The organism is Pseudomonas entomophila, from assembly GCF_029193575.1.
In the GTDB taxonomy this organism is placed as follows: Bacteria; Pseudomonadota; Gammaproteobacteria; order Pseudomonadales; family Pseudomonadaceae; genus Aquipseudomonas; species Aquipseudomonas entomophila_G.
Map to the genome: position 1 here is coordinate 45843 of NZ_JARGCS010000032.1, position 25766 is coordinate 71608.

Consider the following 25766-nt stretch of genomic DNA (forward strand, 5'->3'; position numbering starts at 1 on the left):
CAGTGCCTTGGAGGTGTGCCGCAGGGTTATCGTTCACCTCCCCTTGAGCACGTTAGCAGTGCACATCGGCGCCCGCCACGCTGGCCGCCATCGCCGATGTCGGCTAGCATCCGAAGCTTTTACCAGGGTTGTCTTTCCATGAAGATCGTCTCGTTCAACATCAATGGCCTGCGCGCCCGCCCGCACCAGCTGGCGGCGTTGATCGACAAGCACCAACCGGACGTGATCGGCCTGCAGGAAACCAAGGTCAGCGACGATCAGTTCCCGTTGGCCGAGGTGCAGGCACTGGGTTATCACGTGCACTTCCACGGCCAGAAGGGTCATTACGGTGTCGCCCTGCTCTCGCGCCAGGCCCCCTTGTCGCTGGTCAAAGGTTTCGCCACTGACGAGGAAGACGCCCAGCGCCGCTTCATCTGGGGCGCCTTCGCCGACGCCAATGGCACGCCGGTGACGGTCATGAACGGCTACTTCCCCCAAGGCGAAAGCCGCGACCACCCCACCAAGTTCCCGGCCAAGCAACGCTTCTACAGCGACCTGCAGGCGCTGCTCGAAGGGCAGTTCAGCAACGACCAGCCGCTGGTGGTGATGGGCGACCTGAACATCTCGCCGCAGGACTGCGACATCGGCATTGGCGCGGACAACGCCAAGCGCTGGCTGAAGACCGGCAAGTGCAGCTTCCTGCCTGAAGAGCGCGAGTGGATGGAGCGCCTGAAGGGCTGGGGCCTGGTGGACAGTTTCCGGCACTTGCACCCGGAGGTGGCCGACCGCTTCAGCTGGTTCGACTACCGCAGCCGTGGGTTCGAGGATGAGCCCAAGCGGGGGCTGCGCATCGACCTGATCATGGCCTCACAGGGGTTGCTGCCGCGGGTCAAGGCGGCGGGGGTGGATTATGAATTGCGGGGGATGGAGAAGCCTTCGGACCATGCGCCGATCTGGCTGGAGCTGAACTAAGGGTGTCAGCGCCGGCCCTATCGCGGGGCGAGCCCGCTCCCACGGGCAGCGCGCCGTTTCCAGTGCCTGTGGCAGCAGGCTTGCCCCGCGATAGGGCCATCGGCGCCGACCTAACCCTTACAGGCTAACTCCCAACGCCCGCCGCACCTGCTCGCCACGCGCATCGTCCGCCGCACTGACCACGGCAAACGCATAGTCGCCATGGGACCAGTAGCGCGCTTCCAGCAACCCATCGGTACGCTGCCCATTGGGCATCTCGTAGCGTTCCCCGGGCGAGCGCATGAACAGGCTGATGCGCTGGCCATCGCCATCCTGGAACACCAGCAACGCCGCCGGGCCGTTCTCGTTGGCCAACAGCCGCGCGCCCACAGGCTTCAAGCCGTAACCGGTCAGGTCCGGCAACTGCCCGACGCGATTGAAGTGGCGCCCCAGCCAGGCCTGCAACTGCGCCGGGTCGTTGGCCTGAATGTCCAGCGCCGTCGCGTCGGCGAACAGTTTGTGCGCCTGCACCGCATCCGCCATCGGCAGGTCGCCCGCCACCAGGCTGGTGCCGCGCATCTGCCAGCCGCCCACGCCACCCAGCCCCAGCGCCAGCACCATCACCGCCGCCGTGGCCCAGCGCTGCTGGCGGCGCTGGCGCAGCCGGCGGCGCAACGGGGCCAGTTCCAGGTCAGGGTTGTGCGGCAGCTCGCCAAACCCGGCCAGGGCCGCACGCAGGCGCCGGGCATCGTTGCGCCAGGCCTCGATACGCGCCGCCTGCTCCGGGTTGGCCGTCAGCCAGGCCTCGACTTCGGCGCGCCGCGCCGGCGCCAGGCGGTCGTCGACATAAGCGTGCAGCTCTTGCTCGGTGGGGATCAGGCGTGTCATTTCAGTCTCCGCAAGGCCGGGGTCAGCGGCTTGCCTTCAGTCAGTTCGCGCAACGCGGCACGGGCGCGCGACAGCCGCGACATCACCGTGCCAATCGGGATTTCCAGGGCCTGGGCGACCTCCTTGTAGCTCAGCCCCTCGACACTGACCAACAGCAGCAAGGCGCGTTGCTCGCTGGGCAGGCGGGCAAAGGCCTGCAGGTCGGCCTGGGCCAGCACGATGCTCTCGGTCTCCCAGCCCATCGGCTCGTCGGCCTCCTGGCCGCGGCCGAACCAGCTCAGCCAGCGGGCATGCAGGCGATCGCGGCGTTTACCGTCGAGGAACAACCGGTAAAGGATGGTGAACAGCCAAGCCCGCAGGCTTTCCGCCTCGCGCTGCTGGCCACTGCGGGTCAGGGCGCGCTCGACCGTGGCCTGGACCAGGTCGTCGGCGCTGCCCGTCTCGCGGGTCAGCCATAAGGCGAAGCGGCGCAGGCAGCGCAGCAGCTCTCGCCATTGTTGTTCATCCAGATCGTGCATGGTCAGGCCTCGGCCCCATGGGCAGTCAGTGTAAGGGGCAGACGCGCCGACATGAAACGTATTCCCCAGGCGGGAATAAATTTTTCGCCCGTTCGTCGTATGGGCTCATTCACCGACGTGGACCGTCACCATGAACACTCCCCTGCAAGGCGTCGCCAAAGCCGTGCGGCTGGCCGCCATCGGCGCCGGCATCCTGGCCCTGGGCGCGGGTTTCGCCTACGCCGCCGGCTGGATCGGCCAGCCCGCATTGACTCCGCAGCGCATCATCGACACCTTCGAGGCCCAGGCCGGCCACCACCCTGGCTACCGGAAGAACCACGCCAAGGGCCTGTGCGTCAGTGGCTACTTCCAGAGCAGCGGCCTGGCCGAACCGCTTTCCACCGCCCGGGTGTTCAGCCAACTGCGGGTGCCGGTGATCGGCCGCTTCGCCATCGGCGGCGCCAACCCATATGCCCCGGACGCCGCAGTGCCCACCCGCAGCCTGGCGATCCAGCTGAGCAGCGACGACGGCCAGGTCTGGCGCACCGGCATGAACAACCCACCCGTCCTGGCCGTCAGCACCCCGCAGGGGTTCTACGAGCAGGTCCTGGCCGGTTCGCCGGACCCGGCCACCGGCAAGCCAGACCCGGCGAAGATCCAAGCCTTCTTCGCTGCCCACCCCGAGAGCGCGGCCTTTCGCCAGTGGTCAGCCAGCTACAAGGCCAGCGACAGCTTCGCCAGTACCGACTACAACAGCATCAATGCCTTCCGCCTGATCGACGCTGGCGGCAAGGCCCATCCAGTGCGCTGGCGCCTGGAGGCACAGACGCCTTTCGCCCCGTTGCCGGCGCAGGTCGACGACAAGCAGTTGCTCCAGCACGATCTGCAACAACGCCTGGCCAAGGGCCCACTGCGCTGGACCCTGCGCCTGACCCTGGCCGAGCCCGGCGACCCGGTCGACGACCCGGCGCGCCCATGGCCTGCCGAACGCGCCAGTATCGATGCCGGCACCTTGGTGATCGAACGGGTCGACGCCCCTGAGCAAGGCGCCTGCCGCGACCTGAACTTCGACCCGCTGATCCTTCCGCACGGTATCGAGCCGTCCGCCGACCCGATCCTCGCCGCCCGCTCGGCCGCCTATTCCGAGTCGTTCAACCGCCGCAGCCGGGAAACCCTCGGCGCAGGAGCCCGCCCATGAAGCCCACCGCCTTCCACCCCCTGGCCCGGTTGCTGCACTGGCTGATGGCCGCGCTGATCCTGGCGATGTTGTTCATCGGTGTGAGCATGGTCAGCGACCTGTCGAACCGCCACCCACTGCTGGTCGAGTTGCACAAGGCCACCGGCCTGGCCCTGCTGGCCTTGGTGCTGGTGCGCATCGGCCTGCGCCTCGCCCTGCCCCACCCACCGCTGCCCGCCGACTTGCCGCCCCTGCAGCGCCTGGCCGCCAGCGCCTCGCACCGGGTGTTGTACGCGCTGATGCTGGCCATGCCGCTGCTGGGCTGGGCGATGCTTTCGGCCGGCGGCTACCCGCGTCCGCTGCAACTGCCTGCCATCGCCCCCCACGACCTGCAGTTGTACGCCGTGCTGCGCCAAGCCCACGGCTGGGCCGGCTACCTGTTGTTCGCCACCGTCCTCGCCCACCTGGCGGCGGCGCTGGCGCACGCGCTGGTGCGCCGCGACGGCGTGCTACGCAGCATGTGGCCGGGGCCGCTGGGACGTGGCGAGTGAAGCGGGAAATGGGTCGACAGAGATAAAGAGGTATTACTAACATCGGGGTTTTACCTGCCTGCCCTGGAACGCCCCGATGAATACCGCGAAGGACCCCGCCGCCCCCCTCGACCTGCGCCCACTGCTGTTGGTCAACATGGCCTGCACCATGTCGATGATGGCTTTCGTCGCGCTGATCGGCCCGATCGCCCGCTTGCTGGGCATGGCCACCTGGCAGGCGGGTGCGGCCGTGACCGTGGCCGGGGTGGTCTGGGTGTTGCTCGCCCGCCCCTGGGGCCGCGCCGCCGACCGCCTGGGCCGGCGGCGCATCCTGTTGCTGGGCAGTGCGGGCTTCACCCTGGCGTACTGGCTGCTGTGCCTGTTCATCGACGGCGCTCTACGCTGGCTGCCCGGGGCGACCCTGGCCTTCGTCGGCCTGATGCTCACCCGCGGCCTGATCGGCGCCTTCTATGCCGCTCTGCCGGTGGGGGGCAACGCGCTGGTGGCCGACCACGTCGCCCCTGAGCGGCGCGCCCGCGCCATGGCCCTGCTCGGTGCGGCCAACGCCGTCGGCCTGGTGCTGGGCCCGGCGCTGGCGGCGCTGCTGGCGCGCTATAGCCTGAGCTTGCCGTTCTATCTGATGTCGTTGCTGCCAGCGGCGGCATTCGCGGTGCTGCTGTTCAAGCTCAAGCCGCACCCCCTGGCCCACAGCCATGCACCAAGCCCGGTACGGCTGAGCGACCAACGCCTGCGCAGGCCCCTGGTGGTGGCGTTCACCGCCATGCTCAGCGTGACGGTTTCGCAGATCACTGTCGGCTTCTTCGCCCTCGACCGCCTGAAGCTGGCCTCGGCCGACGCCGCCCAGGCCGCCGGTATCGCGCTGACCGCCGTGGGCGTGGCGCTGATCCTGTCGCAACTGCTGCTGCGCCGCCTGGAGTGGCCGCCACAGCGGATGATCCGCGTCGGCGCCAGCGTCTCGGCCCTGGGTTTCGCCGCAGGCGCCCTGGTGACCACAGCGCCGGCGCTGTGGGCCTGCTTCTTCGTTGCGGCCGCCGGCATGGGCTTCGTCTTCCCGGCCTTCTCGGCACTGGCGGCCAACGCCATGCATGCCTCCGAGCAGGGCGCCACCGCAGGCTCGATAAGCGCGGCCCAAGGCATGGGCGCGGTGATCGGGCCACTGGCTGGCACGCTGGTCTACGCCATCGACCCGCGCCTGCCATTCCTGGCCGTGGCCGCCCTGTTGCTGGTGGTCGGGCTATGGCCGGCGCGAGGCGACCAACGCGGCTGACAAGCACAGCGCTTTGCCGTGCAGAGTGTGTTTTAATGCGATGCCCATTATTTTTGACACCTCTGATCACTCATTCTCAAGGCGGCTATGGACACGGGGACACGACTCAAACTGGTGCGTGAACGCAACAACCTCTCCCAGCGGGAACTGGCCCGCCGCAGCGGCCTGACCAACTCGACGATCTCGCAGATCGAACAGAACCGGGTCAGCCCTTCGGTCAGTTCCCTGAAAAAACTCCTCGAAGGCATCCCCATGAGCCTGGCGGAGTTCTTCAGCTTCGACGAGCCGGCCCGTGAGGAGCGCTTCGTGTTTCGCGGTGGCGAGCAGCCGGACCTCGGCCGCAACGGCCTGCGCATGTTGCTGGTCGGCGCCAGCGTCGAGGGCCGGCAGATGCGCATGCTGCGCGAACTGTATGCCCCAGGCGCCGATTCAGGTGACCCGATCGTGCATGCCGAAGGCGAGGAATGTGGCTTGGTCACCCGTGGCACCATCGAGCTGTGGGTCGATGGCCAGGTAAGCATCCTCAACTCGGGCGACGGCTACTACATCCCCACCACCCTGCCCCACAGCTTCAAGAACATCGGCCCCGACGAGGCCGAGATCATCAGCGCCAACACCCCGGCGAACTTCTGACCGACCATGCCCGCCCCCAGCACCCGCGCGGTGTACCAGTGCCTGCGTGACGCCGCCCTCGGCGCGCGGGCGCTGGTGGTGCTCGACCAGCCAGGCAGCGGCCTGTTCGAAGTGGCCATCGACGGCTGGCGCCTGACGCTGGCCTGCGACGGCGAAGGCCTGGCTCATTGCCTGCATTGCCGTGATGACGAGGGCCAGACGGCAGGGCTGGAAGACTGGCAGCGCTACGGCACCAACCCCACCGACCTGTTGAGCATCTGGGAGCGCGGGCGCATCGAGCGATTGCTCGCGCCCCAGGGCTGACGCCTCAGGCCAGGGCCGCTTCGACGAAGTCCAACCTGTCCTGGCCAAAGAACATCTGCTCGCCGACGAAACACGTCGGCGCGCCGAACACGCCCCGCTTCACCGCATCTTCAGTCACTTGCTTGAGCACCGCCTTGACCTCGCCATCACTGGCCAGCGCTTGGAAATGCGCCGGGTCGAAGCCCGCCTCCTCCAGGGTCTGGCCCAGCACCGCGGCATCCGCCAGGTTGCGCCGCTGCACCCAGAAGCCCCTGAACAGTGCCCCGAGCAGCGCCTCGAAGCGCTCCGGCGCGTGCAGTTGCATGCCGAGTGCCCCGCGCATCAGGTTCAGGGTGTTGATCGGAAACCCCGGCGGCAGGCCGAACGCCACGCCATAGCGGTCAGCGAAGCGCTGCAGGTCGACGAACATGTAGCGCCCCTTGGCCGGCACCATCACGGGCGAGGCATTGCCGGTGGCTTGGAACACCCCACCGAGCAGCATCGGGCGGTACATCAGCGTGGCGCCGTGACGGGCGCACAGGGCGGGAAGCTGGGTCCAGGCGAGGTAGCTGGCCGGGCTGCCCAGGTCAAAGAAGAACTCGACGGTCTTGCTCATGCTTCAGTCCTTGTGTGTGAGGGCGGGTTACCAGCGTTCGATCCAGGGGCGCAGGTCGAGTTCGAAGGTCCAGGCGTCGCGAGGCTGGGCGTGCAGGAACCAGTAGCTGTCGGCGATGTGCGCAGGGTCGAGGATGCCGTCCTGGTCCTTGAGGGCGTAGCGCTCGGGGAAGCTGTCGCGAATGAACGCGGTATCGATGGCACCGTCCACCACCACGTGGGCGACATGGATGTTTCGCGGCCCCAGCTCGCGCGCCATGCTCTGGGCCAGCGCCCGCAGGGCGTGCTTGGCCCCGGCGAAGGCGGCGAAGCCGGCGGCGCCACGGGTGCCGGCGGTGGCGCCGGTGAAGAGGATGGTGCCGCGTTCGCGGGTGACCATGCGCCGGGCCACGGCCTGGGCGGTGAGGAAGCCGGCGAAGCAGGCCATTTCCCAGATCTTGAAGTATTTGCGTGGGGTTTCTTCGAGGATCGAGCACGGCACGTTGGCGCCGATATTGAAGACGAAGGCGTCGATGGGGCCGATGTCGCGCTCGATGGTTTCGACCAGTTCGGCGACCTCCTCTTCCTTGCGCGCGTCGGAGCCGAAACCGTGGGCCTGGCCACCGGCGGCGCGGATTTCGTCCACCAGCGGTTGCAGCTTCTCGGCCTGGCGGCGGGTGACGCAGGCCACGTAGCCTTCGCGGGCGAAGCGCTTGGCGATCTCACCGCCGGTGGCGTCGCCGGCGCCGATGATCAGGGCGACTTTTTGTTGTTGTGCCATGGTGCCTCCTCTGTGGTGGGTCTGTTCGAGCCCAATTAATAAACGATCATTTAGTAAACGAACGCTATGCTATGATCCGCCCACCGTCAAGCCAGCGCGAGGTTCCACGGATGCGCTATTCCACCGACCACAAACAACAGACCCGCGACAAATTGCTCGCCAGCAGCGGCGCGCTGGCCAAGCGCGGCGGGTTCGCCAGCACCGGCGTCGCCGGGCTGATGAAGGCCATCGGCCTCACTGGCGGCGCCTTCTATAACCACTTCCCGTCCAAGGATGACCTGTTCACCGAGGTGGTGCGCCGCGAGCTGTCCAACAGCCCCCTCGCCCGCCTGGCCAGCAAGGGCGCCGACCGCCAGCACCTGCGCCGTTGCCTGACGCAATACCTGAGCCTGGCCCACCTGCACAATGCCGAAGGCGGCTGCCCGCTGCCGCCGCTGGGCGTGGAGATCGCCCGCGCCGAGCGCCCGGTGCGCGAGGAAGCCGAGCACTGGCTGGTCGAACTGCATGCGTTGTGGAGCCAGACCCTCGACGATGAACACCTGGCCTGGGCGTTGATCAGCCAGTGCGTGGGCGCCCTGGTGGTGGGGCGCATGCTGGCCAGCGAGGCGGTCCAGACCCAAGTGCTTGCCGCCAGCCAACAGTTCGTCGACAGGGCCCTGGATGAAAACCGCTAGCCTGTTGCTGGGCCTGGCCCTGAGCCTGCCCGTGCACGCCGATGAGGCCTGCCCGCCGGGCCAGTACCCGGTGTGCCTGATGGGCTGCTTCTGCGCCCCGATCGACCCCGGCCAGGCCGGGCAGGTGCTGGCCGATGTCGAGCGCATGGCCAGCGCCAGCCTGGTGTTCGCTTTGCAGCAGGCGCGAGATGAAGCCACGGCGGCGGGCAGTGAGCCGATTCCCTTGCACATCCGGGCACAACTTGAACCGTGGTACGACTTCGCCGTGCTCGACGCGGTGCGCTATCGGGTGGGCGACCCGCAGCAATTCAGCGCGGCCAATGCGCTGTTGCACAACCCGGATGTGAATGCCGTGACGCTGATCGACACCGTGATCTTCCGCCGCACGCAGGATGCCGAGGACAACGTGGCGCTATGGGCCCACGAGCTCAAGCATGTGCAGCAGTATCAGCAGTTGGGGGTGGAGGCGTTCGCCCAGCGCTATACGCGGGACTACAACGCGCTGGAGGGGCCGGCCTATGCCATCGAGGCCGAGGTGGCGAAGGCGCTGCGCGAGCGGCGGTCGGGGCAGGCGCGCTGATTAAGTGGCTGGGTTTACCGGCCCTACGCGGGGCAAGCCCGCGCCTACAAAGGATAGGGCCGGCACCTGGCATCACCGCAACAACGCCTGGATCTGATCACGCAGGCTGTCGAGATCGAACGGCTTGGCCAGGATCGGCGCCTGGCGCGCGATCGGGCTGCCGGACTCGAGGATCTCCGCCGGGTAGCCGCTGATGAAGATCACCTTCAGGTCTGGCCGCAGCTTCACCGCAGGCTCGGCGATCTCCACCCCGGAAATCCCGCCCGGCAAGCGGAAGTCGGTGACCATCAGGTCCAGGTGCGGCTTGCTGGCGAGGATCTCGAACGCCTGCTCGCCATCCTCGGCCACCAGCACGTGGTAGCCCTCGCCTGACAGGTAGTCCCGCAGGATCATGCGGATCGCCGGCTCATCCTCGACGACCAGCACCACGTCTTGTGCATCTTCACTCATGACAACGCCTTGACTCTCGAAAGGTTGGCATCAGACCCCAGGCTCACGCAGAGGTTGCCGTGACGGGTCGTTTTGTTGGCTGCTAGCCGCCAATGGCAGCAACACGCTGAAAATGGCACCGCGCCCCGCCTCGCTGTCGACCAGGATACGGCCACCGTGGGCCTGGACGATCTGCTCGGAGATGTACAGCCCCAGGCCCAGGCCGCCACTGGCCTGTTGCGCGGCGATGCGCTCGAACTGCTGGAAGATCCGCTGCTGGTCGGCGAGGCTCACGCCGATGCCCTGGTCCTGCACCTGCACGCAGGCCATGCCATCCTGGCGCAACACCCGCACCTGTACCGGCTTGCGTTCACCATAGCGCAAGGCATTGGACAACAGGTTGGCCAGCACCTGTTCGATGCGAAACTCATCCCACTCCCCTTGCAACGCCTCGCAGTGTTGCAACTCGATGCGCGTATCCACGGCGGCGGCCTGCGCCGCGAAGTTTTCCACCAGGCCGCGCACCAGTTGCCCCAGGTCGAAGGTCTTGGGCCGCAGCGACAACTTACCGGTACGGATGCGCGAGACGTCGAGCATGTCTTCGATCAGGCGGATCAGGCTGTTGATCTGCCGCTCGTCACGCTCGACCATGGCGTGCAACTTGTCCTGGCTGAACGCCTCCAGGTTGCCGCGGGCCAGGTGCATCTTGCGCAGCTGGGTTTCCAGGATCAGGCCATTGAGCGGCGTGCGCACCTCGTGGGAGACGATCGACATGAAGTCGTCGCGCATGCGCACCGCATGCTCCAGCTCGCTGCGCGCCACCTGCAACTGGGCCAGTAACTGTTCCTGCTCCTGGCGGCTGCGCTCCAGCGCCTGGAGCTGGCGGTCGAGGATCTTGCGCTGGCGGAACAGGTCGACGAACACCGAGACCTTGCTTTTCACCGCCTGGGTGTCCAACGGTTTGTGCAGGAAGTCCACCGCGCCGCTCTCATAGCCCTTGAAGGCGTAGTTCATCTCGCGCCCGGCGGCGCTGACGAACACGATGGGGATGTTCTTGGTCTTTTCCATGCCGCGCATCAGCTCGGCCAGCTCGAAGCCGTTCATGCCGGGCATCTGCACGTCGAGGATGGCCAGGGCGAACTCGTGTTCGAGCAGCAGCGACAGGGCCTGCTCGGCAGATTGCGCCTGGTGCACCTGACGGCCTTCGCCCTGGATCAGGGCGTCGAGGGCCAGCAGGTTTTCCGGCAGGTCGTCGACGATCAGCAGTTTGGAGGTGATAGGGCTCAACATGCGCAGGGTTCCAGGGTAGCGAGCAACTGCCCGATACCGCTCAGAGAAAGAATATGGTCAGGCCGGTGCAGGGCCAGTGCGGCCTCCGGCATCAGCGCGACCTGTGCGTCGCGGGGGTCCTGGACCACGGTACGGCCCCCGCTGTTCTTGATGTAGGCCAAGCCCCGCGCACCGTCTTCATTGGCCCCGGTGAGCAGGATGCCGAGCAGGCCGGCACCGTAGGCATCGGCCGCCGACTGGAACAGAAAGTCGATCGCCGGGCGCGAAAAGTGCACGGGCTCTTCCTGGCTCAACGACAGGCGCAGGTCGCGCTCCACCGACAGGTGGTAGCTGGGGCCGGCGACGTAGATCAACCCTGCCAGGATCGGCTCCTTGTCCCGCGCCTCGTGCACCGGGCGTTGCAGGCGCCGTTGCAGCACTTCGGCGAGCTGGCTGTGGCGGTCGTGCGGCAGGTGCAGCACGCACAGCACCGGCAGGCTGAAATCGCCGGGCAAGGCGCCAAGCACCTTGAACAGCGCCGCCACGCCGCCGGCCGAGGCGCCAATGACCACCGCACGGATGCCGTTCATGATTTGCGGTAGATCCGTTCGGGCCGTACCAGCGCCTCGAAACGGTCGCTGTAGGCGGAAAAGTCGATCGACTCCTTGCTGCCCAGCACCAGGAAGCCGCGGTGGCACAACGACTCATGGAACAGGCCCAGGGCGCGGTCCTGCAGGTCCTTGTTGAAATAGATCAGCACATTGCGGCAGGACACCAACTGCACCTCGGAAAACACGCTGTCGGTGGCCAGGCTGTGGTCGGCGAAGGTCACGTTCTCGCGCAGGCTGCTGTCGATGATCGCGTTGCCGTAGGCGGCGGTGTAGTACTCGGAAAAGTCTCGGCGCCCACCGGCCTTGCGGTAGTTCTCGGCATACCCCTGCATGCTGGCCATCGAGTAGATGCCCTGCTTGGCCTTGTCCAGCGAGTGCGGGTTGATGTCGGTGGCGTAAATGATCGTGCGCTCGAGCAGGCCTTCCTCGCGCAGCAGGATGGCCATGGAGTACACCTCCTCGCCCGTGCTGCACCCGGCGATCCAGATCTTGATCGACGGCCAGGTGCGCAGCAGCGGCACTACCTCCTGGCGCAGCGCGAGGAAATGGCCGGGGTCGCGGAACATCTCGCTGACTGGGATCGTCAGGTACTGCAACAGCTGCATGAACATGCCTGGGTCGTGCAGCACCCGCTCCTGCAAGGCCGTCACGGTGCGGCACTCGAACTGGCGCAGGGCGTGGAGGATCCGGCGCTTGATCGAGGCGCCCGAGTAGTTGCGAAAGTCGTAGCTGTACTTGAGGTAGATCGCCTCGATCAGCAGCCGGATCTCGATATCGGTGTTGCGTTCGCTAGTCAAATTCGCTCCAGTTGCGGCAGCCACACACGGATCAACGAGAACAGGCGGTCCAGGTCGATCGGTTTGGCCAGGTAGTCATTGGCGCCGGCCTGCAGGCAACGCTGCTGGTCGTCCTTCATGGCCTTGGCGGTCACGGCGATGATCGGCAGCTTGCGCCACTGCGGCTGCTGGCGGATCAGGCGGGTGGCCTCGTAGCCGTCCATCTCCGGCATCATCACGTCCATCAGCACCAGGTCGACGTCCTCGTGCTGCTCCAGACGCTCCAGCGCCTCGCGGCCATTGCGCCCGATCTCGACGATCGCGCCCTTGTGCTCCAGGGCGCTGGTCAGGGCGAAGATGTTGCGCACATCGTCGTCCACCAACAGGATTTTGCGCCCTTCGAACACCTTGTCGCGGCTACGCGCGGTCTTGAGCATGCGCTGGCGGTCGTGGGACAGCTGCGACTCGACCTTGTGCAGGAACAACGTGACCTCGTCGAGCAAGCGCTCGGGCGAGCGTGCGCCCTTGATGATGATCGAGCGCGAGTACTTGAGCAGGTCGGCCTCCTCCTCGCGGGTGAGGTTGCGCCCGGTGTAGACGATCACCGGCGGGAAGCTGCGGATGTCTTCGGCGGTCATGCGCTTGAGCAACTCGTTGCCGAGCATGTCCGGCAGCTTGAGGTCGATGATCATGCAGTCGTAGATATTCTCGCGCAGCAGCGCCAGGGCGTCCTGGGCCATGGCCACGGCAGTGATCTCGATGTCGTCGTCGCCGATCAGGCGGGCAATGCTCTCGCGCTGCAGGTCGTCGTCCTCCACCAGCAGGATGTGCTTGAGCTTCTGGGTCAGTTTGGCCTCCAGGCGCGCGAACACCGCCTTGAGCTCCTCGCGGCTGGTAGGCTTGACCGCGTAGCCCACGGCGCCCATGTGCATGGCCGCCTCGACGCGGTCTTCGACAGAGATGATGTGCACCGGAATGTGCCGGGTCGAGGCCTGCTCCTTCAGGCGCTGCAACACGGTCAGGCCCGAGTGGTCGGGCAGGCGCATGTCCAGCAATATGGCGTCTGGCAGGTACTGCGCGGCCAGCTCGAAGCCCTCGTCGGCCCCTTGGGCCGCCAGGCAGCTGTAGCCCAGCTCGTGGGCGAGGTCGAAGAGGATGCGGGCGAAGTTCGGCTCGTCCTCGATCACCAGGATGCAGCGGTTGCCGAACGGCGCACGCTCGCGGTCGTCGGCGAAGGTCGGGGCCGGGCGCGCCACCGGAACGGGCACAACCGAGCGAGATGGGGGTGGCAGTTGGTCAACGGCCGGACGCAAGCTGTGCACCTCGCCTTGCTCGACCACCGACTCGTAGCGCTCGGGAACGATCAGGCTGAACACGCTGCCCTGCCCCGGGCTGCTGTCGACGCTGATCTGCCCGCCCAGCAGGTGCGCCAGGTCACGGGAAATGGAAAGGCCCAGCCCGGTGCCGCCGTAGCGGCGATTACTGGTGCCGTCGACCTGGTGGAAGGCACCGAAGATCGCCTGCTGCTGGTCGGCGGCGATACCGATGCCGGAGTCGCGCACGGCGAAGACGATGCCCATGCCGGCCTGCTGGCTGATGCTCAGGCTGACCTGCCCGCGTTCAGTGAACTTGACGGCATTGGACAGCAGGTTCTTGAGGATCTGCTCCAGACGCTGCCGGTCAGTGAACAGGGTCGCCGGCACCTGCGGCTCGACCTGCACGGAGAAGGCCAGGCCCTTGTCGTCGGCCAGCGGTTGGAACATGCCGCGCAAGCCCTCGACCAGGCGCTCGAGCTGGGTGGTTTCGGGGCGCACTTCGAGTTTGCCGGCCTCGACCTTGGCGATGTCGAGGATGTCGTTGATCAAGTTGAGCAGGTCGTTGCCCGCCGAGTAGATCGACTCGGCGAACTTGACCTGTTCCTCGCTGAGGTTGCCCTCGCCGTTCTCGGCCAGCAACTTGGCCAGGATCAGCGAGCTGTTGAGCGGCGTGCGCAGCTCGTGGGACATGTTGGCGAGAAACTCGGACTTGTACTTGCTGGAGCGTTGCAGGTCTTCGGCGCGCGCCTGCAACTCCACCTGGGCTTGGTTCAGCTCGCTGTTCTTGCGATCCAGCGCCTCGGTGCGCTCAGCCAGTTGTTCATTGGTCTGTTCAAGCTCCGCCTGCTGGGTCTCCAGGTGGGCCTGGGATTCCTTGAGCACGCGCGATTGCTCTTCGAGCTCTTCGTTGGCGGTCTTGAGTTCTTCCTGCTGGACCTGCAGTTCCTCGTTGAGCTGCTGGGTCTCGGCCAGCACCTCCTGCAAGCGCTGGCGGTAGCGGGCAGTCTCGATGGAGATGCCCAGGTTGTCGGCGACCCGCTCCAACAACTCGCCGTCGCGCTCCTGCAAGGGGCGCAGGAAGCCCAGTTCGAGCACACCGTTGACCTGGCCGTCGTCGCGCGCGGGCACCAGCAGCGCGCTGCGCGGCAGGCCGCTGCCCAGGCCGGAGCTCAGGCGATAGTAGTCCTCGGGCAGGTCGTCCAGGCGCAACAGGCGGCCCTCGCGCACACTTTGCGCCAACAGGCCTTCGTGGCTGCCGACCCGTTGTTCCTGGGCCTGCTGCTCGGCATCCAGCCCGTAGCTGGCCACGCGCAGCAGGCGCCCTTGTTCGTCACGCACATAAAAGGCACCCACCACACTGCCCAGATAGCTGGCAAAGAAGCGCAACACATTGTCGCCGAGCATGGGCAGGGTCAGTTGCCCCAGCACCTGCTGGGACAGTTGGGTCTGGCCGTTGCGCAACCAGGCCTGGTGCTCCAGGCGCTCGGTCGCACGCTGCTGGCCTTGCAGGTTACTGACGTAGCTGTCGGACAACGCCAGCAGGTCGCGCCGGCCCAGGTAGGCCAGCAGTGCGCTCAAGGCGACGATGAACAGCACAAAGGCGCTGATGGCGGTTACCGTGACGCTGTTGACCTTCTCGTTGCGCGCCATGCGCAGTTGCTGCTCGGCGGCGATGAAGCCGTCGAACTCCTTGCGGATTTCATCGGTGATGCGCTTGCCCCGGCCGCCGCCGATGGCGCCACGGAAGTCGCCCTGCTCGCGGCGCATCTTGATGATCTCGCTGCCGAAGTCGTTCCAGGCGCGTTGCAGGGCGATGATCCGTCCGACCCGGTCGACCTGTTGGGGGTTGTCGGCGACCATCTCGCGCAGGGCGTCGAGGCTGCTGAAGATGCGCGGCTTGGCCACCTCGTAGGGGTCGAGGAAACGCTCCTCACCGGAGATCAGGAAACCGCGCATGCCGGTTTCCATGTCGATGGACAGCTTGACCGTCTCGTTGGCATTGCCGATCACCCGATCGGTGTGCTCGACCCATTGCATGGCCGAAAGCAGGTAGTTGATCACCGCGACGAAGGCCACGGCCCCCAACAGGCCGACCCCAAGGGGCAGGCCGACGTTACGGCTGAGCAGCTTGCGAAAGCTGCGTTGGTCCATCGAGGCTGCTTGAATCATCTGATGTCGCCCGAGCGAAATAAGTCCATTGAACAGTGTGGCGGATATCGGTCGTTCTTGTAGGCCGCTGCTGCCACCGGGTCTGTTAGCGAGTCTAACCAGCTTTGCCGATCGCGGAAGCATTTAGCCAGTATTTGAAGGCCTGCTGCGGCAATCGTTCCCTGCAATTGCGCGGGCCGCTATCCTGAAGGAACTTCTGCCACCTTCATGGGCACAGAGTAGAGACATTCCCCTTTTATTACAGGATTCCAAACATGCACCTGCTGGTAGTCGAAGACGACGACATCGTACGCATGCTGATGGTCGAAGTGCTCGACGAGTTAGGCTACACGACCCTGGAGGCAGACAATGCCACCGCCGCGCTGAAGATCCTTGAGGATCCTGGCCATGCACTGGCACTGCTGATGACCGACGTGGGCCTGCCAGACATGCGTGGCGAGGAGCTGGCAGGGAAGGCCCGGGCCTTGCGACCGACATTGCCGGTGCTGTTCGCCAGTGGGTATGCGGAGAGTTTCAACGTACCCGAGGGCATGCACCTGATCGGCAAGCCGTTCAGCATCGATCAACTGCGGGACAAGGTGCAGGGAATTCTGGGCGCGCCGTGAGGGCCGCGGGCCCGCGATGGGGCCGGCACGGCCCCCACCCTCATCCCTCACGCCGGAGCAGGTAGGTATCCATGATCCACCCCTTGCGTCGCCGGGCCTCCTCGCGCACCTCCAGGATCCGCGACTTGACCGCCTGCAACCGACCCGCGACGAGGATCTCGTCGGCAGTCCCCAGGTAGGCCCCCCAGTAGATCCACAGCCCCTCATCTTCCAACCCGGCAAAAGCGCACTGCCCGTCCAGCATCACCACCACGTTATCGACCCGCCCCTGCTCGGCCAGGCGTCGCCCCGGCAGCACGGTCAGCGGCTCACCGATACGGTTCAGGGGAATCTGATGACGTGCGGCCAGGGCCTGCACGCTGCTGATACCGGGAATCACCTCCAGGCGCAGCGCCACACCACGCTCGCGCACCAGGTCGAGGATGCGCAAGGTGCTGTCGTACAGCCCCGGCTCGCCCCACAACAGAAACGCGCCGACATCACCAGCACCCAGCTCGTCTTCCAGTAGCCGGGCGTAGAGCGCCGCGCGTTGCGCATGCCAGTCCTGCACCGCGCCGACATAATCCGCAGCCTGGCCATCACGGCGCGGGTCCTCCACCTGCACCAGGCGATAGCCGCCCTCAGGCAGGTAGCGGTCGAGCACGGCCTTGCGCAGGCGTACCAGCTCGTCCTTGTCGCCGCCCTTGTCGAGGACGAAGAACACCGTGGCGCGGCGCAACGCGTCCACCGCCTCGAAGGTGACCTGGCGCGGGTCGCCCGGGCCAATGCCGATCAGCAAAAGTGATTTCATAGCCTTGCCTGAGAATGGAACCGACGGCCATTGTCGGGCGGCCGCCGGTATTTGGCAAAGCAGCCGCTCAGGCCCGTAGACGTCGCGGCTCGGCCAGCGGCAATGCACCGGTGGCCAGCGCCCGGGCCCGGTCCACCCCCCAGACCAGTGCGCGGGTCATGGTTTCACCGGGGCGCGCGGGGTAGAACTCCTCCAGCAGCGCCTTGCCGTCACGGCGGTACAGCCCGAGGAACAGCTGGGTAGCGCCCAGGCGCGAAAGGCGCACCTGTACGTCGAGGCAGGTGCCGTCGCTCAACGCTTCGTCATGGCAACGGCTGTGCAATTGGGCATCGGCCCACTTCCAATAGGTCTCTTCCCTGATACGCATCGCGATCTCCTGTTTGAACTGCGCGCAGAAAAGCATAGCTGCGCCCTTGGCGGGGTGAGCGAGGTCAATGAAGTGAGGGAAACAATGATCGGACTATCGCGCGCAAGGCCCGCCCCGCCAAGGAGCGGACTGCGCTAGGGGTCATTTCTTCTGGGGGACGCGCGGGGTGAAACGGCCCTTCTTGCTGCGCTGCAGGTGAGCCGGTGCCAGTTGCTCCGACTCATCCAGGGTCATGTTGGCAAAACCCAGGCGAAAGGCCGACTGGCCGCAACGCACCTGGCTGTTGATCGGGAATGCGTCATTGACGTCTTCGAAAAAGGATTCGCTCATGCCCTGTGCCCCTCCAAATGACGATCGCGTCGGTCAGCAGCGTGCTGGCCTAGAGAAACGCGACCCGTTGCTCTGAGACTAGCCGGTCATTTGCAGACCGATCGGACGAAGACGCCTTGCCCGACCAGTGGCACATCGCCTTACTTCAGGCGCACCGCCGTACCGGTGGCAAACACCACGACCATGCCGCCTTGCACCGACGGCATGCTGATCTCGAAGTCCACGCCGAGCACTGCATCGGCCTGCAACTGCCGTGCCCGCGCCAGCAACTCCTCAGTGGCCTGCTCGCGGGCCAGCTTCAGCGCGCCTTCCAGGGTCTGCGAGCGGCCACCGAAGATGTCACGAAAGCGTGCGAAGAAATCGCGCACGAAGTTGATGCCCTGCACCGACTCGGCGCTGACCACCCCGAGATACTCGGCCACGGGACGGCCTTCGAGGTGGCTGGTGGTGGAAATGATCATGGCGAGGCTCCTGCTCGGGAAAACACCCGCATCCTAGCAGGAACCCTATTGCGCGGTAGTGGCACGCAGACGCTGCCCCAGGCGCGGACCGAACACGTTGATCAACAGCCCCACCATCACCAGCAGTGCGCCCCAGCCCTGCACCGCACTCAGGCGCTCGCCGAGCAGCCAGGCCGAGGAGCTCAAGCCGATCACCGGCACCAGCAGCGAGAACGGCGCCACCTTGCCTGCCGGGTGGCGCGACAGCAGCGTGCCCCAGAGGCTGTAACCGAGCATGGTGGCGACGAAGGCCAGGTAAGCCAGCGCCAGCACCGAGTTGAGGCTGATGTTGGCCAGGGCGTGGCCGATGCGCTCGGGCCCTTCCAGCCACCAGGACAACGCCAGGAACGGCAGCGGCGGTATCAGCCCACCCCAGATCACCAGGGCCACCAGGTCGACCGAGCCGAAGCGTCGGGTGATGATGTTGCCCATGCCCCACATGGCACCGCCGCACAAGGTCAGCAGCAAGGCCACCAACGGCACGTGGCCGCTGTCTTCGCTGCCGATCAGCGCCAGCCCGCTGGCCGCCACCAGCAGCCCGAGCAGGCTGGCCAGGCGCAGGCGTTCGCCGAGGAACAGCGCGGCGAAGCCCAGGGTGAAGAACGCCTGGGATTGCAGCACCAACGAGGCAAGGCCCGGCGGCATGCCGCTGTACATGGCCTGGAACAGGAAGGCGAACTGGCCCAGGGAGATGGTCGCGCCATAGGCGATCAACCAGCGCCAGGGCAGGTTCGGGCGCTTGACCAACAGCACCGCCGGGAAGGCCACCAGGACAAAGCGCAGGGCACCGAGCAGCATCGGCGGCAGGCCGTCGAGGCCGACCTTGATGACCACGAAGTTGACGCCCCAGGCGACGATCACCACCAGGGCGATGAGCAGATCCTTGAGTGGCATGGCGGTGTTCCTTCTTCAAACGATCTAGACATATTTCGTTACAGCATAAGGGCAAAGGCACGGGCGGGACCGGTACAGCTGGTGGCTAGCGTTGCGCAACAGTCGGGGCTGGCGTTGGGGGCCATCGCGTGGTGTGCCTGTGCCGGCCTAATCGCGGGGCAAGCCCGCTCCCACAGGGGCGTCGTCGCCTTCGGGAACGATGCAACCCTGCAGGAGCGAGCCCCAGGCAACACCGGAATTGTTAATTGACCCAATTGTATATACATGCTCACATAACTAAAGCCATCCACCCTGTGTCCCGCCGCCCCATAATAACAACCAAGCGGAGCCCTTCATGTCCAGCAAGCCCGTGATCGAGCGACGCTCGATCGACTACATCCCCGAAGCTGAGCGCCATGGACGGGTGTACAGCCAGTTCACGCTGTGGCTGGGAGCCAACCTGCAAATTACCGCGATCGTCACCGGCGCCCTGGCCGTTGTGCTCGGTGGCGACGTGTTCTGGTCCTTGATCGGGCTGCTCATCGGCCAATTGATCGGCGGCGCCGTGATGGCCCTGCATGCGGCCCAAGGCCCGCGCCTGGGCCTGCCGCAGATGATCTCCAGCCGCGTGCAGTTCGGCGTCTACGGCGCTGCCATCCCGATGGTGCTGGTGTGCCTGATGTACCTGGGTTTCACTGCCACAGGCACGGTGCTTTCAGGCCAGGCCATCGGCCAGTTGCTCAGCGTCAGCGACAGCACCGGCATCCTGATCTTCGCCGGAGTGATCGTGCTGGCGACGCTGGCCGGCTACCGGGTCATTCACTGGATTGGCCGGATAGCCAGCGTGCTGGGCATCATCGCCTTCGTCTACCTGTTCAGCCGCATCCTGATGCTCGCCGACATTGGCCAGTTGCTGGACAACCGCCACTTCAGCTGGGCGTCGTTCATGCTGGCGGTGTCGCTGGCGGCCTCCTGGCAAATCGCCTTTGGCCCCTACGTGGCCGACTACTCGCGCTACCTGCCCAGCCATACCTCGCCGGTCAAGACCTTCCTCGCCGCCGGGCTGGGCTCGGTACTCGGCGCCCAGGCGTCGATGATCCTCGGCGTGTTCGCCGCAGCCATCGCCGGTGGCCAGTTTTCGGGTCGCGAAGTGGCCTATATCGTCGGCCTGGGCGGTGCGGGCACCACGGCGGCGCTGCTGTACTTCAGCATCGCCTTCGGCAAGGTGACCATTTCCACCCTCAACAGCTACGGCAGCTTCATGTGCATCGCCACGATCATCAGCGGTTTGCGTGGGCGCTTGGAGATCAGCCGCACGCAACGCCTGCTGTTCGTGCTCGGTATCGTCGGCGCCGCGACCCTGGTGGCGCTGCTCGGCCAGCACTCGTTCCTCAGTGCCTTCAAGTCGTTCATCCTGTTCCTGCTGACGTTCTTCGTGCCGTGGAGCGCAGTGAACCTGGTGGACTACTACTTCATCACCCGTGAGCGCTACGACATCCCTGCCCTGGCCGACCCGAACGGGCGCTACGGCCGCTGGAACTGGCCGGGGATCATCATCTACACCGTGGGCGTGCTGGTGCAGATGCCCTTCATCGACACCAAGCTGTACACCGGCCCCCTGGTTGCGCACCTGGGCGGGGTGGACGTGTCGTGGCTGATCGGACTGGTGGTGCCGAGCGTGCTGTATTACTGGGTGGCGCGCGGGCGTGCGGCCGAGGCGCCGGCGGCGATCATCGTGCCTGAGGCGCGTTAGAACGAGGTGGCCTTTTCACGGGACAAGCCCCACAGGTACCCCACAAACTCCCGGATCTGCGGGATGCCTGTAGGGGCCGGCTTGCCCCGCGATGAGGCCACAGCGATGCCCGATCACTCCCGATAGCCCGGCGCCACCTTCTCCAGCAACCGCAACAGCGCCCGCCAGGCCAGCTGCATTCCATCCGGGTCGGCCAACTCCCCCTCCTTCAACACCCGCGCCGGTTCATTGAACTGCCGCTCGGTGTGCGCACTCACCTCATGCCCCGGCAGCACCAGTTGCCCGGCGCTCTGCGCGGCAAGCTGGATCTCGCAGGCTTTCTCCAGGTAGTACATGCGCAGGAACGCTTCGCCGACACTGGCGCCCACCGTCAGCAGCCCATGGTTGCGCAGGATCATCACCGGCTTGTCGCCGAGGTCCGCCACCAACCGCTGCTGCTCGTCCAGGTCCAGGGCGATGCCCTCGTAGGTGTGATAGGCCACCTTGCCGTAGAAGGCCATGGACATCTGGTTGACCGGCAACAATCCGCACTCCAGCGCAGCCACCGCACAACCGGCACGGGTGTGGGTGTGGAGCACGCACCGGGCATCCTCGCGCGCCCCATGGATGGCGCTGTGAATGACGAAACCCGCCGGGTTGACGGGGTGCGGCGACGGTTCGACAGCATTGCCATGCAGGTCGATCTTCACCAGGTTCGACGCGGTGATCTCATCGAACAGCAGGCCATAGGGGTTGATCAGGAAGTGATGCTCCGGGCCCGGCAGGCGCACGGAGATGTGGGTGAAGATCAGGTCGGTCATGCGAAAGTGCGCGATCAACCGATAGCAGGCGGCCAGTTCCTGGCGCAAGGCCCATTCGGTGGTGTTCATTGTTGTTTTTCCCGTGAATTTGCGTCGTCTGAACGCTAGTGCCGCCACAGTAAAAAAACAAGTTGATTTTTTACTGAAGGAACACTTCTATAGAAAAATAATAACGACGCCCTGGAGCCGCGCGCATGTCGACCGCCTTCGCCCACCTGTTCCAGCCCCTGCAGATCCGTGGTAAACGCTTGAAGAACCGCATCATGTCCAGCGGCCACGACACCTGCCTGCCCACCGACAACCGGGTCAATGATCGCCTGATCTCCTACCAGCGCGCCCGAGCCGAGGGCGGCGCCGGGCTGATCGTGCTGCAGGTCGCCGGGGTGCACGACAGCGCGCGCTACACCTCCCATGTGCTGATGGCCGACGACGACGCCTGCATCGACGGCTACCGGCAACTCGCCGAGGCCTGCCATGCCCATGGCACGGTGGTGCTGTCGCAACTGTTCCACCCAGGCCGGGAGATCATGGAGTCGGCCGACGGCCTGCTGGCGGTGGCCTATTCGGCCTCGGCGGTGCCCAACGAACGCTTCCGGGTGATGCCACGGGCGCTGGAACAGCCGATGATCGACGAGATCGTCCAAGGCTACGCCAGCGCCGCCCGTCGCCTGCACCAGGCCGGTCTGGACGGCGTGGAGGTCGTGGCCAGTCACGGCTACCTGCCAGCGCAGTTCCTCAACCCACGGGTCAATCGCCGCACCGATGGCTATAACGGCGGCCTCGAACAGCGCCTGCGTTTCTTGCGCGAAGTGCTCGACGCCGTGCGCGCGGCCACCGACGAGCAGTTCATCGTCGGTTTGCGCATCAGCGCCGACGAGCGTGACAGCCAGGGCCTGAGCGAGGACGAATCGCTGGCCGCCGCCGAAGCGCTGCAAGGCCAGCTCGACTACCTGCACATCGTCGCCGGCACCTCGGCCTCCCTCGGCGGCGCGGTGCATATCGTACCCCCGATGGCCATCGAGCCGGCCTACCTGGCGCGCGAGGCCGGCACCTTCAAGGCGCGCTTGAAGATCCCGCTGTTCGTCACCGGCCGCATCAACCAGCCGCAAGAGGCCGAGCAGATCCTCGCCCGCGGCCAGGCCGACGTGTGCGGCATGACCCGCGCGCTGATCTGCGACCCGTTGATGCCGAGCAAGACCGAACAGGGCCAGGTCGAAGACGTGCGCGCCTGCATCGCCTGTAACCAGGCGTGCATCGGCCACTTCCACCGCGGCCTGCCGATCTCCTGCATCCAGCACCCGGAAACCGGGCGCGAGCTGCAATACGCCACGCCCATCCCCACCACCGCACGTAAACGCATCCTGGTGGCCGGCGGCGGCCCGGCAGGCATGAAAGCCGCCGCCGTCGCCGCCGCCCGGGGTCATGACGTCACCCTCTACGAGGCCGGGCCGCAGCTCGGCGGGCAGGTATTGCTGGCACAACTACTGCCTCGGCGCGCCGAGTTCGGCGGGGCCAGCACCAACCTGCAACGCGAGATGGCCCTGGCCGGCGTGAAGGTGGTGCGCAACACCCGTGTGGACCGCGCGCTGGTCGAGCGCGAACGCCCCGACCTGGTGATCGTCGCCACTGGCGCCAGCCCCTACTGGCCGGACTTCGAGCGTATGGGTGAGCTGCAGGTGGCGGACGCCTGGCAGGTGTTGCGCAACCAGGTCAGCCTGGGCCGCTCGGTGCTGGTGCTGGACTGGCGCAGCGACTGGATAGGCCCCGGCATCGCCGAACGCCTGGTGCGTGAGGGTCACCAGGTGCAACTGGCGGTCAACGGCACCCACTGCGGCGAGAGCCTGCCGCTGTACGTGCGTGATCACATGGCCGGCGAACTGCATCGCCTGGGCATCCCCATCACCCCCTACGCCCGTCTCTATGGCTGCGATGACGACACCGTTTACCTCCAGCACACCGCCAGCGGCGAGCCGATGCTCTTCGAGGGTATCGACAGCCTGGTGCTGTGCCTGGGCCATAGCCCGCATGACGAACTGGCCGGCGAACTGGCCGGGCTGGTCGAGGTGCGACGCATCGGCGACTGCCTGGCGCCGCGCACCGCCGAGGAGGCGATCCACGATGGCCTGGCGGTTGCCTGGTCGCTCTGAGGCTGTACATACTGCCGGTTTTGCTGATGGAACCCCTGATGAGCCAGCGCCCTCTCGTACCGCACCTGCCCGAAGACGACGGCGCCACGCCGCAGTTCCTCGGCACGCGCATTCGCGGCCTGCGCAAGCGACGCGGCATGACCCTGGCCGAGCTGGCCCGCCTGAGCGAACTGACCGCCGGCTACATCAGCCAGTTGGAGCGCAACCTTTCCTACCCGTCGATTCCGGCGCTGTTCAACATCGCCCGCAGCCTGGGCGTGACGATCCAGTGGTTCTTCGCCAGCGAGGCCAGTGCCGCGCCGGAGGACCAAGGCTACGTGGTGCGTCGCCAGAGCCGCTTGAGCGTGCATTACGAGGACGGCGTGGTCGACCAGTTGCTCACGCCGCAGCCCAACCGGCAGTTGGAGATGCTGCATTCGCGGTTTCCGCCAGGGGCCTACAGCCAGCAGAGCTACAGCCATGAAGGTGAAGAAGCCGGGTATGTGCTGTCGGGGCGCTTCGAGCTGTGGGTCGGGGAGCGGCACTTCGAACTGGGCGAAGGGGACAGCTTCAGTTTTTCCAGCCAGGAGCCGCACCGCTACGGCAACCCCGGCGAGCAGGATACGGTGGTGATCTGGGTGATTACGCCACCCACGTTTTGAGGGCGCTTGGAGCGGGCTTGCCCCGCGATAGGTCCGGCACAGGCACACCCTTGTCATTTTTCATTCACGCAACCGTCGTAATCTGCCGGGCACCTCTGTGCCAAAGGACCCCGGCATGTCCCGCCTACTCCCCCTGCTGCTGTGCCTGCTGCCCTTGCTGGCCCAGGCCGAGCCGGCAACCCTGCGTATCCAGGGCTCCAACACCATCGGTGCGGCCTTGGGCCCGGCCCTGGTGCGTGGCTTGCTGCAGGCCCAGGGCGCAACGGCCATCGACAGCCGGCCCGGCGCGCAGGCCAATGAAACCGAGATCCTGGCCCGCGACGCCCAAGGCCGCCCCGTGCAGGCACACATCGCCGCCCACGGTTCCAGCACCGGCTTCGCCGCCCTGGGCAACGGCGATGCGGACCTGGCAACCGCCTCACGGCCGATCAGCGACAGCGAGGCCCAGCAGTTGCGGCACCTTGGCGACCTGCGCGGTGCCGCCAGCGAACAGGTGATCGGCCTGGACGGCGTGGCCGTGATCGTCCACCCGGACAACCCGCTGCAACAGCTGACCACCGAGCAACTGGCGAAGGTCTTCTCCGGGCAGGTGCAGCGCTGGGAGCAGTTGGGCGCAGCCGGTGGGCCGATCCACCTGTATGCCCGTGACAACCGCTCCGGGACCTTCGAAACCTTCAAGGCGCTGGTGCTGGAGCCCGCGCACACGGCGCTGTCGGCTGACGCCCGGCGCTTCGAATCAAGCGAGGCGCTGGCGGCGCAGGTGCTGGCCGACCGCCAGGCCATCGGTTTCAGCAGCCTGGCCACGGTCCACGGCGCCAAGGTGCTGGCGATCGCCGAGGGCAACGCGCCGGCGATGCTGCCGACCCGGGTGTTGGTGGCCAGCGAGGACTACCCGTTGTCGCGGCGCCTGTTCTTCTACCTGCCTGCCGTTCCCAGCGCCCAGGCCCGGGCGCTGGCCGAGTTCGCCCAAGGCCCGGCGGGCCAGGCCATCGTCGCCGGCCAGGGGTTCGTGTCCCAGCAAATCAAGGCGCAGACGGTGCCGGTTCAGCTCGACATGCCCGCGCGCTACCGCAGCCTGGCCGGCGAAGCGCAGCGCCTGACGGTCAACTTCCGTTTCCAGGAGGGCAGCGCCAGCCTCGACAACAAGGCCCTGCGCGATGTGCAGCGGGTCGCCGACTACCTGCGCGTGACCGGCAAGCTGCACGACAAGGCGGTGCTGGTGGGGTTTGGCGACCCGAAGGAAACCCCGGGCCGCGCCGCCCTGCTCTCGCGCCTGCGGGCCATGGCCGTGCGTCGGGAGCTGGCCCGGGCCGGGGTGGAAGTCAGGGAGGTGACCGGCATGGGCGATGAGTTGCCGGTGGCCGGGAATGAGCAGGAGCAAGGGCGCCTGCGTAATCGCCGGGTTGAGGTGTGGGTGTATTGAGTCGATGTGTTGTGGGGACGGTATCGGCCTAACCAAGCAAAGAAATGTAACAGCCTGCTCCACGCCGAAGTACCTCGATGAACTAGGCTCAAGCCCATGTGATGCCGGGCCCC

At 66.4% G+C, this 25766-nt stretch carries 28 protein-coding genes; 13 read left to right on the forward strand and 15 right to left on the reverse strand.

Features of this window, described 5'->3' with window-relative positions:
- Positions 1–138: 138 nt before the first annotated feature.
- Complete coding sequence (gene xthA / locus P0Y43_RS14915; RefSeq protein WP_275638023.1) at positions 139–951, forward strand: exodeoxyribonuclease III; 813 nt, start codon at positions 139–141, stop codon at positions 949–951.
- 117 nt (positions 952–1068) lie between these two features.
- Here xthA and P0Y43_RS14920 read toward each other — a convergent pair whose 3' ends face one another.
- Both P0Y43_RS14920 and P0Y43_RS14925 read right to left on the reverse strand, forming a co-directional pair.
- Positions 1069–1818 (reverse strand): anti-sigma factor family protein, encoded by a 750-nt coding sequence (locus P0Y43_RS14920; RefSeq protein ID WP_275638024.1) that lies wholly within the window; start codon positions 1816–1818, stop codon positions 1069–1071.
- Positions 1815–2336 carry a sigma-70 family RNA polymerase sigma factor gene (locus P0Y43_RS14925; RefSeq protein WP_275638025.1) on the reverse strand — a complete coding sequence of 174 codons (522 nt, stop codon included), beginning with the start codon at positions 2334–2336 and terminating at the stop codon, positions 1815–1817. Before P0Y43_RS14925 ends, P0Y43_RS14920 begins: the two co-directional genes overlap by 4 nt.
- A 130-nt stretch (positions 2337–2466) precedes the next feature.
- Here P0Y43_RS14925 and P0Y43_RS14930 point away from each other — a divergent pair, with 130 nt between their 5' ends.
- The 5 genes from P0Y43_RS14930 to P0Y43_RS14950 all read left to right on the forward strand — a co-directional run bounded on the left by P0Y43_RS14930 (position 2467) and on the right by P0Y43_RS14950 (position 6246).
- Positions 2467–3513, forward strand: coding sequence for a catalase family peroxidase (locus tag P0Y43_RS14930; protein ID WP_275638026.1), 1047 nt, complete (start codon positions 2467–2469; stop codon positions 3511–3513).
- Positions 3510–4043, forward strand: a complete 534-nt coding sequence (locus P0Y43_RS14935; RefSeq protein WP_275638027.1) for a cytochrome b — start codon at positions 3510–3512, stop codon at positions 4041–4043. Before P0Y43_RS14930 ends, P0Y43_RS14935 begins: the two co-directional genes overlap by 4 nt.
- A gap of 76 nt (positions 4044–4119) precedes the next feature.
- Positions 4120–5310 carry an MFS transporter gene (locus tag P0Y43_RS14940; protein ID WP_275638028.1) on the forward strand — a complete coding sequence of 397 codons (1191 nt, stop codon included), beginning with the start codon at positions 4120–4122 and terminating at the stop codon, positions 5308–5310.
- Positions 5311–5397: 87 nt separating this feature from the next.
- Positions 5398–5943 (forward strand): cupin domain-containing protein, encoded by a 546-nt coding sequence (locus tag P0Y43_RS14945; RefSeq protein WP_275638029.1) that lies wholly within the window; start codon positions 5398–5400, stop codon positions 5941–5943.
- Positions 5944–5949: 6 nt separating this feature from the next.
- Positions 5950–6246, forward strand: coding sequence for a DUF7693 family protein (locus P0Y43_RS14950; protein ID WP_275638030.1), 297 nt, complete (start codon positions 5950–5952; stop codon positions 6244–6246).
- A 4-nt stretch (positions 6247–6250) separates the two neighbouring features.
- Here the strand turns inward: P0Y43_RS14950 and P0Y43_RS14955 are convergent, their stop codons facing one another.
- Positions 6251–6841, reverse strand: a complete 591-nt coding sequence (locus tag P0Y43_RS14955) for a 2-hydroxychromene-2-carboxylate isomerase (RefSeq protein ID WP_275638031.1) — start codon at positions 6839–6841, stop codon at positions 6251–6253.
- A 27-nt stretch (positions 6842–6868) separates the two neighbouring features.
- On the reverse strand, positions 6869–7600 hold the full coding sequence (locus P0Y43_RS14960) for an SDR family oxidoreductase (protein WP_275638032.1): 732 nt from the start codon (positions 7598–7600) through the stop codon (positions 6869–6871).
- 110 nt (positions 7601–7710) lie between these two features.
- Here P0Y43_RS14960 and P0Y43_RS14965 point away from each other — a divergent pair, with 110 nt between their 5' ends.
- Together P0Y43_RS14965 and P0Y43_RS14970 are read left to right on the forward strand one after the other, a co-directional pair.
- Positions 7711–8274 carry a TetR/AcrR family transcriptional regulator gene (locus P0Y43_RS14965; protein WP_275638033.1) on the forward strand — a complete coding sequence of 188 codons (564 nt, stop codon included), beginning with the start codon at positions 7711–7713 and terminating at the stop codon, positions 8272–8274.
- Positions 8261–8854, forward strand: coding sequence for a DUF4157 domain-containing protein (locus P0Y43_RS14970; protein WP_275638034.1), 594 nt, complete (start codon positions 8261–8263; stop codon positions 8852–8854). The genes P0Y43_RS14965 and P0Y43_RS14970 overlap by 14 nt, the downstream gene beginning before the upstream one ends.
- 72 nt (positions 8855–8926) lie before the next feature.
- On the opposite strand, the gene P0Y43_RS14975 is transcribed toward P0Y43_RS14970, so the two are convergent.
- The 5 genes from P0Y43_RS14975 to P0Y43_RS14995 are packed head-to-tail and all read right to left on the reverse strand — an operon-like array spanning position 8927 to position 15424.
- Positions 8927–9304 carry a response regulator gene (locus P0Y43_RS14975; RefSeq protein ID WP_275638035.1) on the reverse strand — a complete coding sequence of 126 codons (378 nt, stop codon included), beginning with the start codon at positions 9302–9304 and terminating at the stop codon, positions 8927–8929.
- 30 nt (positions 9305–9334) lie between these two features.
- Positions 9335–10573 (reverse strand): hybrid sensor histidine kinase/response regulator, encoded by a 1239-nt coding sequence (locus P0Y43_RS14980; RefSeq protein ID WP_275638036.1) that lies wholly within the window; start codon positions 10571–10573, stop codon positions 9335–9337.
- Complete coding sequence (locus P0Y43_RS14985; protein WP_275638037.1) at positions 10567–11142, reverse strand: chemotaxis protein CheB; 576 nt, start codon at positions 11140–11142, stop codon at positions 10567–10569. The genes P0Y43_RS14980 and P0Y43_RS14985 overlap by 7 nt, the downstream gene beginning before the upstream one ends.
- The gene (locus P0Y43_RS14990) at positions 11139–11960 is read right to left on the reverse strand and encodes a CheR family methyltransferase (protein ID WP_275638038.1); all 822 of its coding nucleotides are present in this window, start codon (positions 11958–11960) and stop codon (positions 11139–11141) included. Before P0Y43_RS14990 ends, P0Y43_RS14985 begins: the two co-directional genes overlap by 4 nt.
- Positions 11957–15424, reverse strand: coding sequence for a response regulator (locus P0Y43_RS14995; RefSeq protein ID WP_275638039.1), 3468 nt, complete (start codon positions 15422–15424; stop codon positions 11957–11959). Before P0Y43_RS14995 ends, P0Y43_RS14990 begins: the two co-directional genes overlap by 4 nt.
- A gap of 254 nt (positions 15425–15678) precedes the next feature.
- Here P0Y43_RS14995 and P0Y43_RS15000 point away from each other — a divergent pair, with 254 nt between their 5' ends.
- A complete protein-coding gene (locus tag P0Y43_RS15000) occupies positions 15679–16029 on the forward strand; it encodes a response regulator (RefSeq protein WP_275638040.1) in 351 nt (116 codons plus the stop codon).
- Positions 16030–16069: 40 nt separating this feature from the next.
- Here the strand turns inward: P0Y43_RS15000 and cobF are convergent, their stop codons facing one another.
- The 5 genes from cobF to P0Y43_RS15025 all read right to left on the reverse strand — a co-directional run bounded on the left by cobF (position 16070) and on the right by P0Y43_RS15025 (position 18910).
- On the reverse strand, positions 16070–16819 hold the full coding sequence (gene cobF / locus P0Y43_RS15005; protein ID WP_275638041.1) for a precorrin-6A synthase (deacetylating): 750 nt from the start codon (positions 16817–16819) through the stop codon (positions 16070–16072).
- A gap of 67 nt (positions 16820–16886) precedes the next feature.
- Positions 16887–17186: a hypothetical protein gene (locus P0Y43_RS15010; protein WP_275638043.1), complete on the reverse strand. Its 300-nt coding sequence runs from the start codon at positions 17184–17186 to the stop codon at positions 16887–16889.
- A 141-nt stretch (positions 17187–17327) separates the two neighbouring features.
- Positions 17328–17516 (reverse strand): hypothetical protein, encoded by a 189-nt coding sequence (locus P0Y43_RS15015; RefSeq protein ID WP_275638045.1) that lies wholly within the window; start codon positions 17514–17516, stop codon positions 17328–17330.
- A gap of 140 nt (positions 17517–17656) precedes the next feature.
- Entirely contained in the window at positions 17657–17977 is a 321-nt protein-coding gene (locus P0Y43_RS15020; RefSeq protein ID WP_275638046.1) for a YbjQ family protein, read from the reverse strand.
- Positions 17978–18022: 45 nt separating this feature from the next.
- The gene (locus tag P0Y43_RS15025) at positions 18023–18910 is read right to left on the reverse strand and encodes an EamA family transporter (protein ID WP_275638047.1); all 888 of its coding nucleotides are present in this window, start codon (positions 18908–18910) and stop codon (positions 18023–18025) included.
- Positions 18911–19244: 334 nt separating this feature from the next.
- Between P0Y43_RS15025 and P0Y43_RS15030 the strand changes: the two genes are divergently transcribed.
- Positions 19245–20642 carry a purine-cytosine permease family protein gene (locus P0Y43_RS15030; RefSeq protein WP_275638048.1) on the forward strand — a complete coding sequence of 466 codons (1398 nt, stop codon included), beginning with the start codon at positions 19245–19247 and terminating at the stop codon, positions 20640–20642.
- A 113-nt stretch (positions 20643–20755) separates the two neighbouring features.
- On the opposite strand, the gene P0Y43_RS15035 is transcribed toward P0Y43_RS15030, so the two are convergent.
- Positions 20756–21559 (reverse strand): class II aldolase/adducin family protein, encoded by an 804-nt coding sequence (locus tag P0Y43_RS15035; protein WP_275638049.1) that lies wholly within the window; start codon positions 21557–21559, stop codon positions 20756–20758.
- A gap of 77 nt (positions 21560–21636) precedes the next feature.
- Here P0Y43_RS15035 and P0Y43_RS15040 point away from each other — a divergent pair, with 77 nt between their 5' ends.
- From P0Y43_RS15040 to P0Y43_RS15050, 3 genes are all read left to right on the forward strand, one after another.
- Positions 21637–23589, forward strand: a complete 1953-nt coding sequence (locus tag P0Y43_RS15040) for an FAD-dependent oxidoreductase (protein ID WP_275638050.1) — start codon at positions 21637–21639, stop codon at positions 23587–23589.
- Positions 23590–23627: 38 nt separating this feature from the next.
- Positions 23628–24230: a cupin domain-containing protein gene (locus P0Y43_RS15045; RefSeq protein WP_275638051.1), complete on the forward strand. Its 603-nt coding sequence runs from the start codon at positions 23628–23630 to the stop codon at positions 24228–24230.
- A gap of 115 nt (positions 24231–24345) precedes the next feature.
- The gene (locus P0Y43_RS15050; protein WP_275638052.1) at positions 24346–25653 is read left to right on the forward strand and encodes a substrate-binding domain-containing protein; all 1308 of its coding nucleotides are present in this window, start codon (positions 24346–24348) and stop codon (positions 25651–25653) included.
- Positions 25654–25766: the final 113 nt, after the last annotated feature.

Excerpts from the sequence above, each read along its gene's own strand:
- P0Y43_RS15030 (WP_275638048.1), top strand. The coding sequence starts at position 19,245 with ATGTCCAGCAAGCCCGTGATCGAGCGACGCTCGATCGACTACATCCCC.
- cobF (WP_275638041.1), bottom strand. The coding sequence starts at position 16,819 with ATGAAATCACTTTTGCTGATCGGCATTGGCCCGGGCGACCCGCGCCAG.
- P0Y43_RS14955 (WP_275638031.1), bottom strand. The coding sequence starts at position 6,841 with ATGAGCAAGACCGTCGAGTTCTTCTTTGACCTGGGCAGCCCGGCCAGC.
- P0Y43_RS14965 (WP_275638033.1), top strand. The coding sequence starts at position 7,711 with ATGCGCTATTCCACCGACCACAAACAACAGACCCGCGACAAATTGCTC.
- P0Y43_RS14945 (WP_275638029.1), top strand. The coding sequence starts at position 5,398 with ATGGACACGGGGACACGACTCAAACTGGTGCGTGAACGCAACAACCTC.
- P0Y43_RS14975 (WP_275638035.1), bottom strand. The coding sequence starts at position 9,304 with ATGAGTGAAGATGCACAAGACGTGGTGCTGGTCGTCGAGGATGAGCCG.
- P0Y43_RS15000 (WP_275638040.1), top strand. The coding sequence starts at position 15,679 with ATGCACCTGCTGGTAGTCGAAGACGACGACATCGTACGCATGCTGATG.
- P0Y43_RS15015 (WP_275638045.1), bottom strand. The coding sequence starts at position 17,516 with ATGAGCGAATCCTTTTTCGAAGACGTCAATGACGCATTCCCGATCAAC.
- P0Y43_RS14950 (WP_275638030.1), top strand. The coding sequence starts at position 5,950 with ATGCCCGCCCCCAGCACCCGCGCGGTGTACCAGTGCCTGCGTGACGCC.
- P0Y43_RS15050 (WP_275638052.1), top strand. The coding sequence starts at position 24,346 with ATGTCCCGCCTACTCCCCCTGCTGCTGTGCCTGCTGCCCTTGCTGGCC.
- P0Y43_RS15045 (WP_275638051.1), top strand. The coding sequence starts at position 23,628 with ATGAGCCAGCGCCCTCTCGTACCGCACCTGCCCGAAGACGACGGCGCC.
- P0Y43_RS14930 (WP_275638026.1), top strand. The coding sequence starts at position 2,467 with ATGAACACTCCCCTGCAAGGCGTCGCCAAAGCCGTGCGGCTGGCCGCC.
- P0Y43_RS14980 (WP_275638036.1), bottom strand. The coding sequence starts at position 10,573 with ATGTTGAGCCCTATCACCTCCAAACTGCTGATCGTCGACGACCTGCCG.
- P0Y43_RS14940 (WP_275638028.1), top strand. The coding sequence starts at position 4,120 with ATGAATACCGCGAAGGACCCCGCCGCCCCCCTCGACCTGCGCCCACTG.
- P0Y43_RS14935 (WP_275638027.1), top strand. The coding sequence starts at position 3,510 with ATGAAGCCCACCGCCTTCCACCCCCTGGCCCGGTTGCTGCACTGGCTG.
- P0Y43_RS14960 (WP_275638032.1), bottom strand. The coding sequence starts at position 7,600 with ATGGCACAACAACAAAAAGTCGCCCTGATCATCGGCGCCGGCGACGCC.
- P0Y43_RS15025 (WP_275638047.1), bottom strand. The coding sequence starts at position 18,910 with ATGCCACTCAAGGATCTGCTCATCGCCCTGGTGGTGATCGTCGCCTGG.
- P0Y43_RS15040 (WP_275638050.1), top strand. The coding sequence starts at position 21,637 with ATGTCGACCGCCTTCGCCCACCTGTTCCAGCCCCTGCAGATCCGTGGT.
- P0Y43_RS14970 (WP_275638034.1), top strand. The coding sequence starts at position 8,261 with ATGAAAACCGCTAGCCTGTTGCTGGGCCTGGCCCTGAGCCTGCCCGTG.
- P0Y43_RS14985 (WP_275638037.1), bottom strand. The coding sequence starts at position 11,142 with ATGAACGGCATCCGTGCGGTGGTCATTGGCGCCTCGGCCGGCGGCGTG.
- P0Y43_RS15010 (WP_275638043.1), bottom strand. The coding sequence starts at position 17,186 with ATGCGTATCAGGGAAGAGACCTATTGGAAGTGGGCCGATGCCCAATTG.
- P0Y43_RS14995 (WP_275638039.1), bottom strand. The coding sequence starts at position 15,424 with ATGATTCAAGCAGCCTCGATGGACCAACGCAGCTTTCGCAAGCTGCTC.
- P0Y43_RS14925 (WP_275638025.1), bottom strand. The coding sequence starts at position 2,336 with ATGCACGATCTGGATGAACAACAATGGCGAGAGCTGCTGCGCTGCCTG.
- P0Y43_RS14920 (WP_275638024.1), bottom strand. The coding sequence starts at position 1,818 with ATGACACGCCTGATCCCCACCGAGCAAGAGCTGCACGCTTATGTCGAC.
- P0Y43_RS15020 (WP_275638046.1), bottom strand. The coding sequence starts at position 17,977 with ATGATCATTTCCACCACCAGCCACCTCGAAGGCCGTCCCGTGGCCGAG.
- xthA (WP_275638023.1), top strand. The coding sequence starts at position 139 with ATGAAGATCGTCTCGTTCAACATCAATGGCCTGCGCGCCCGCCCGCAC.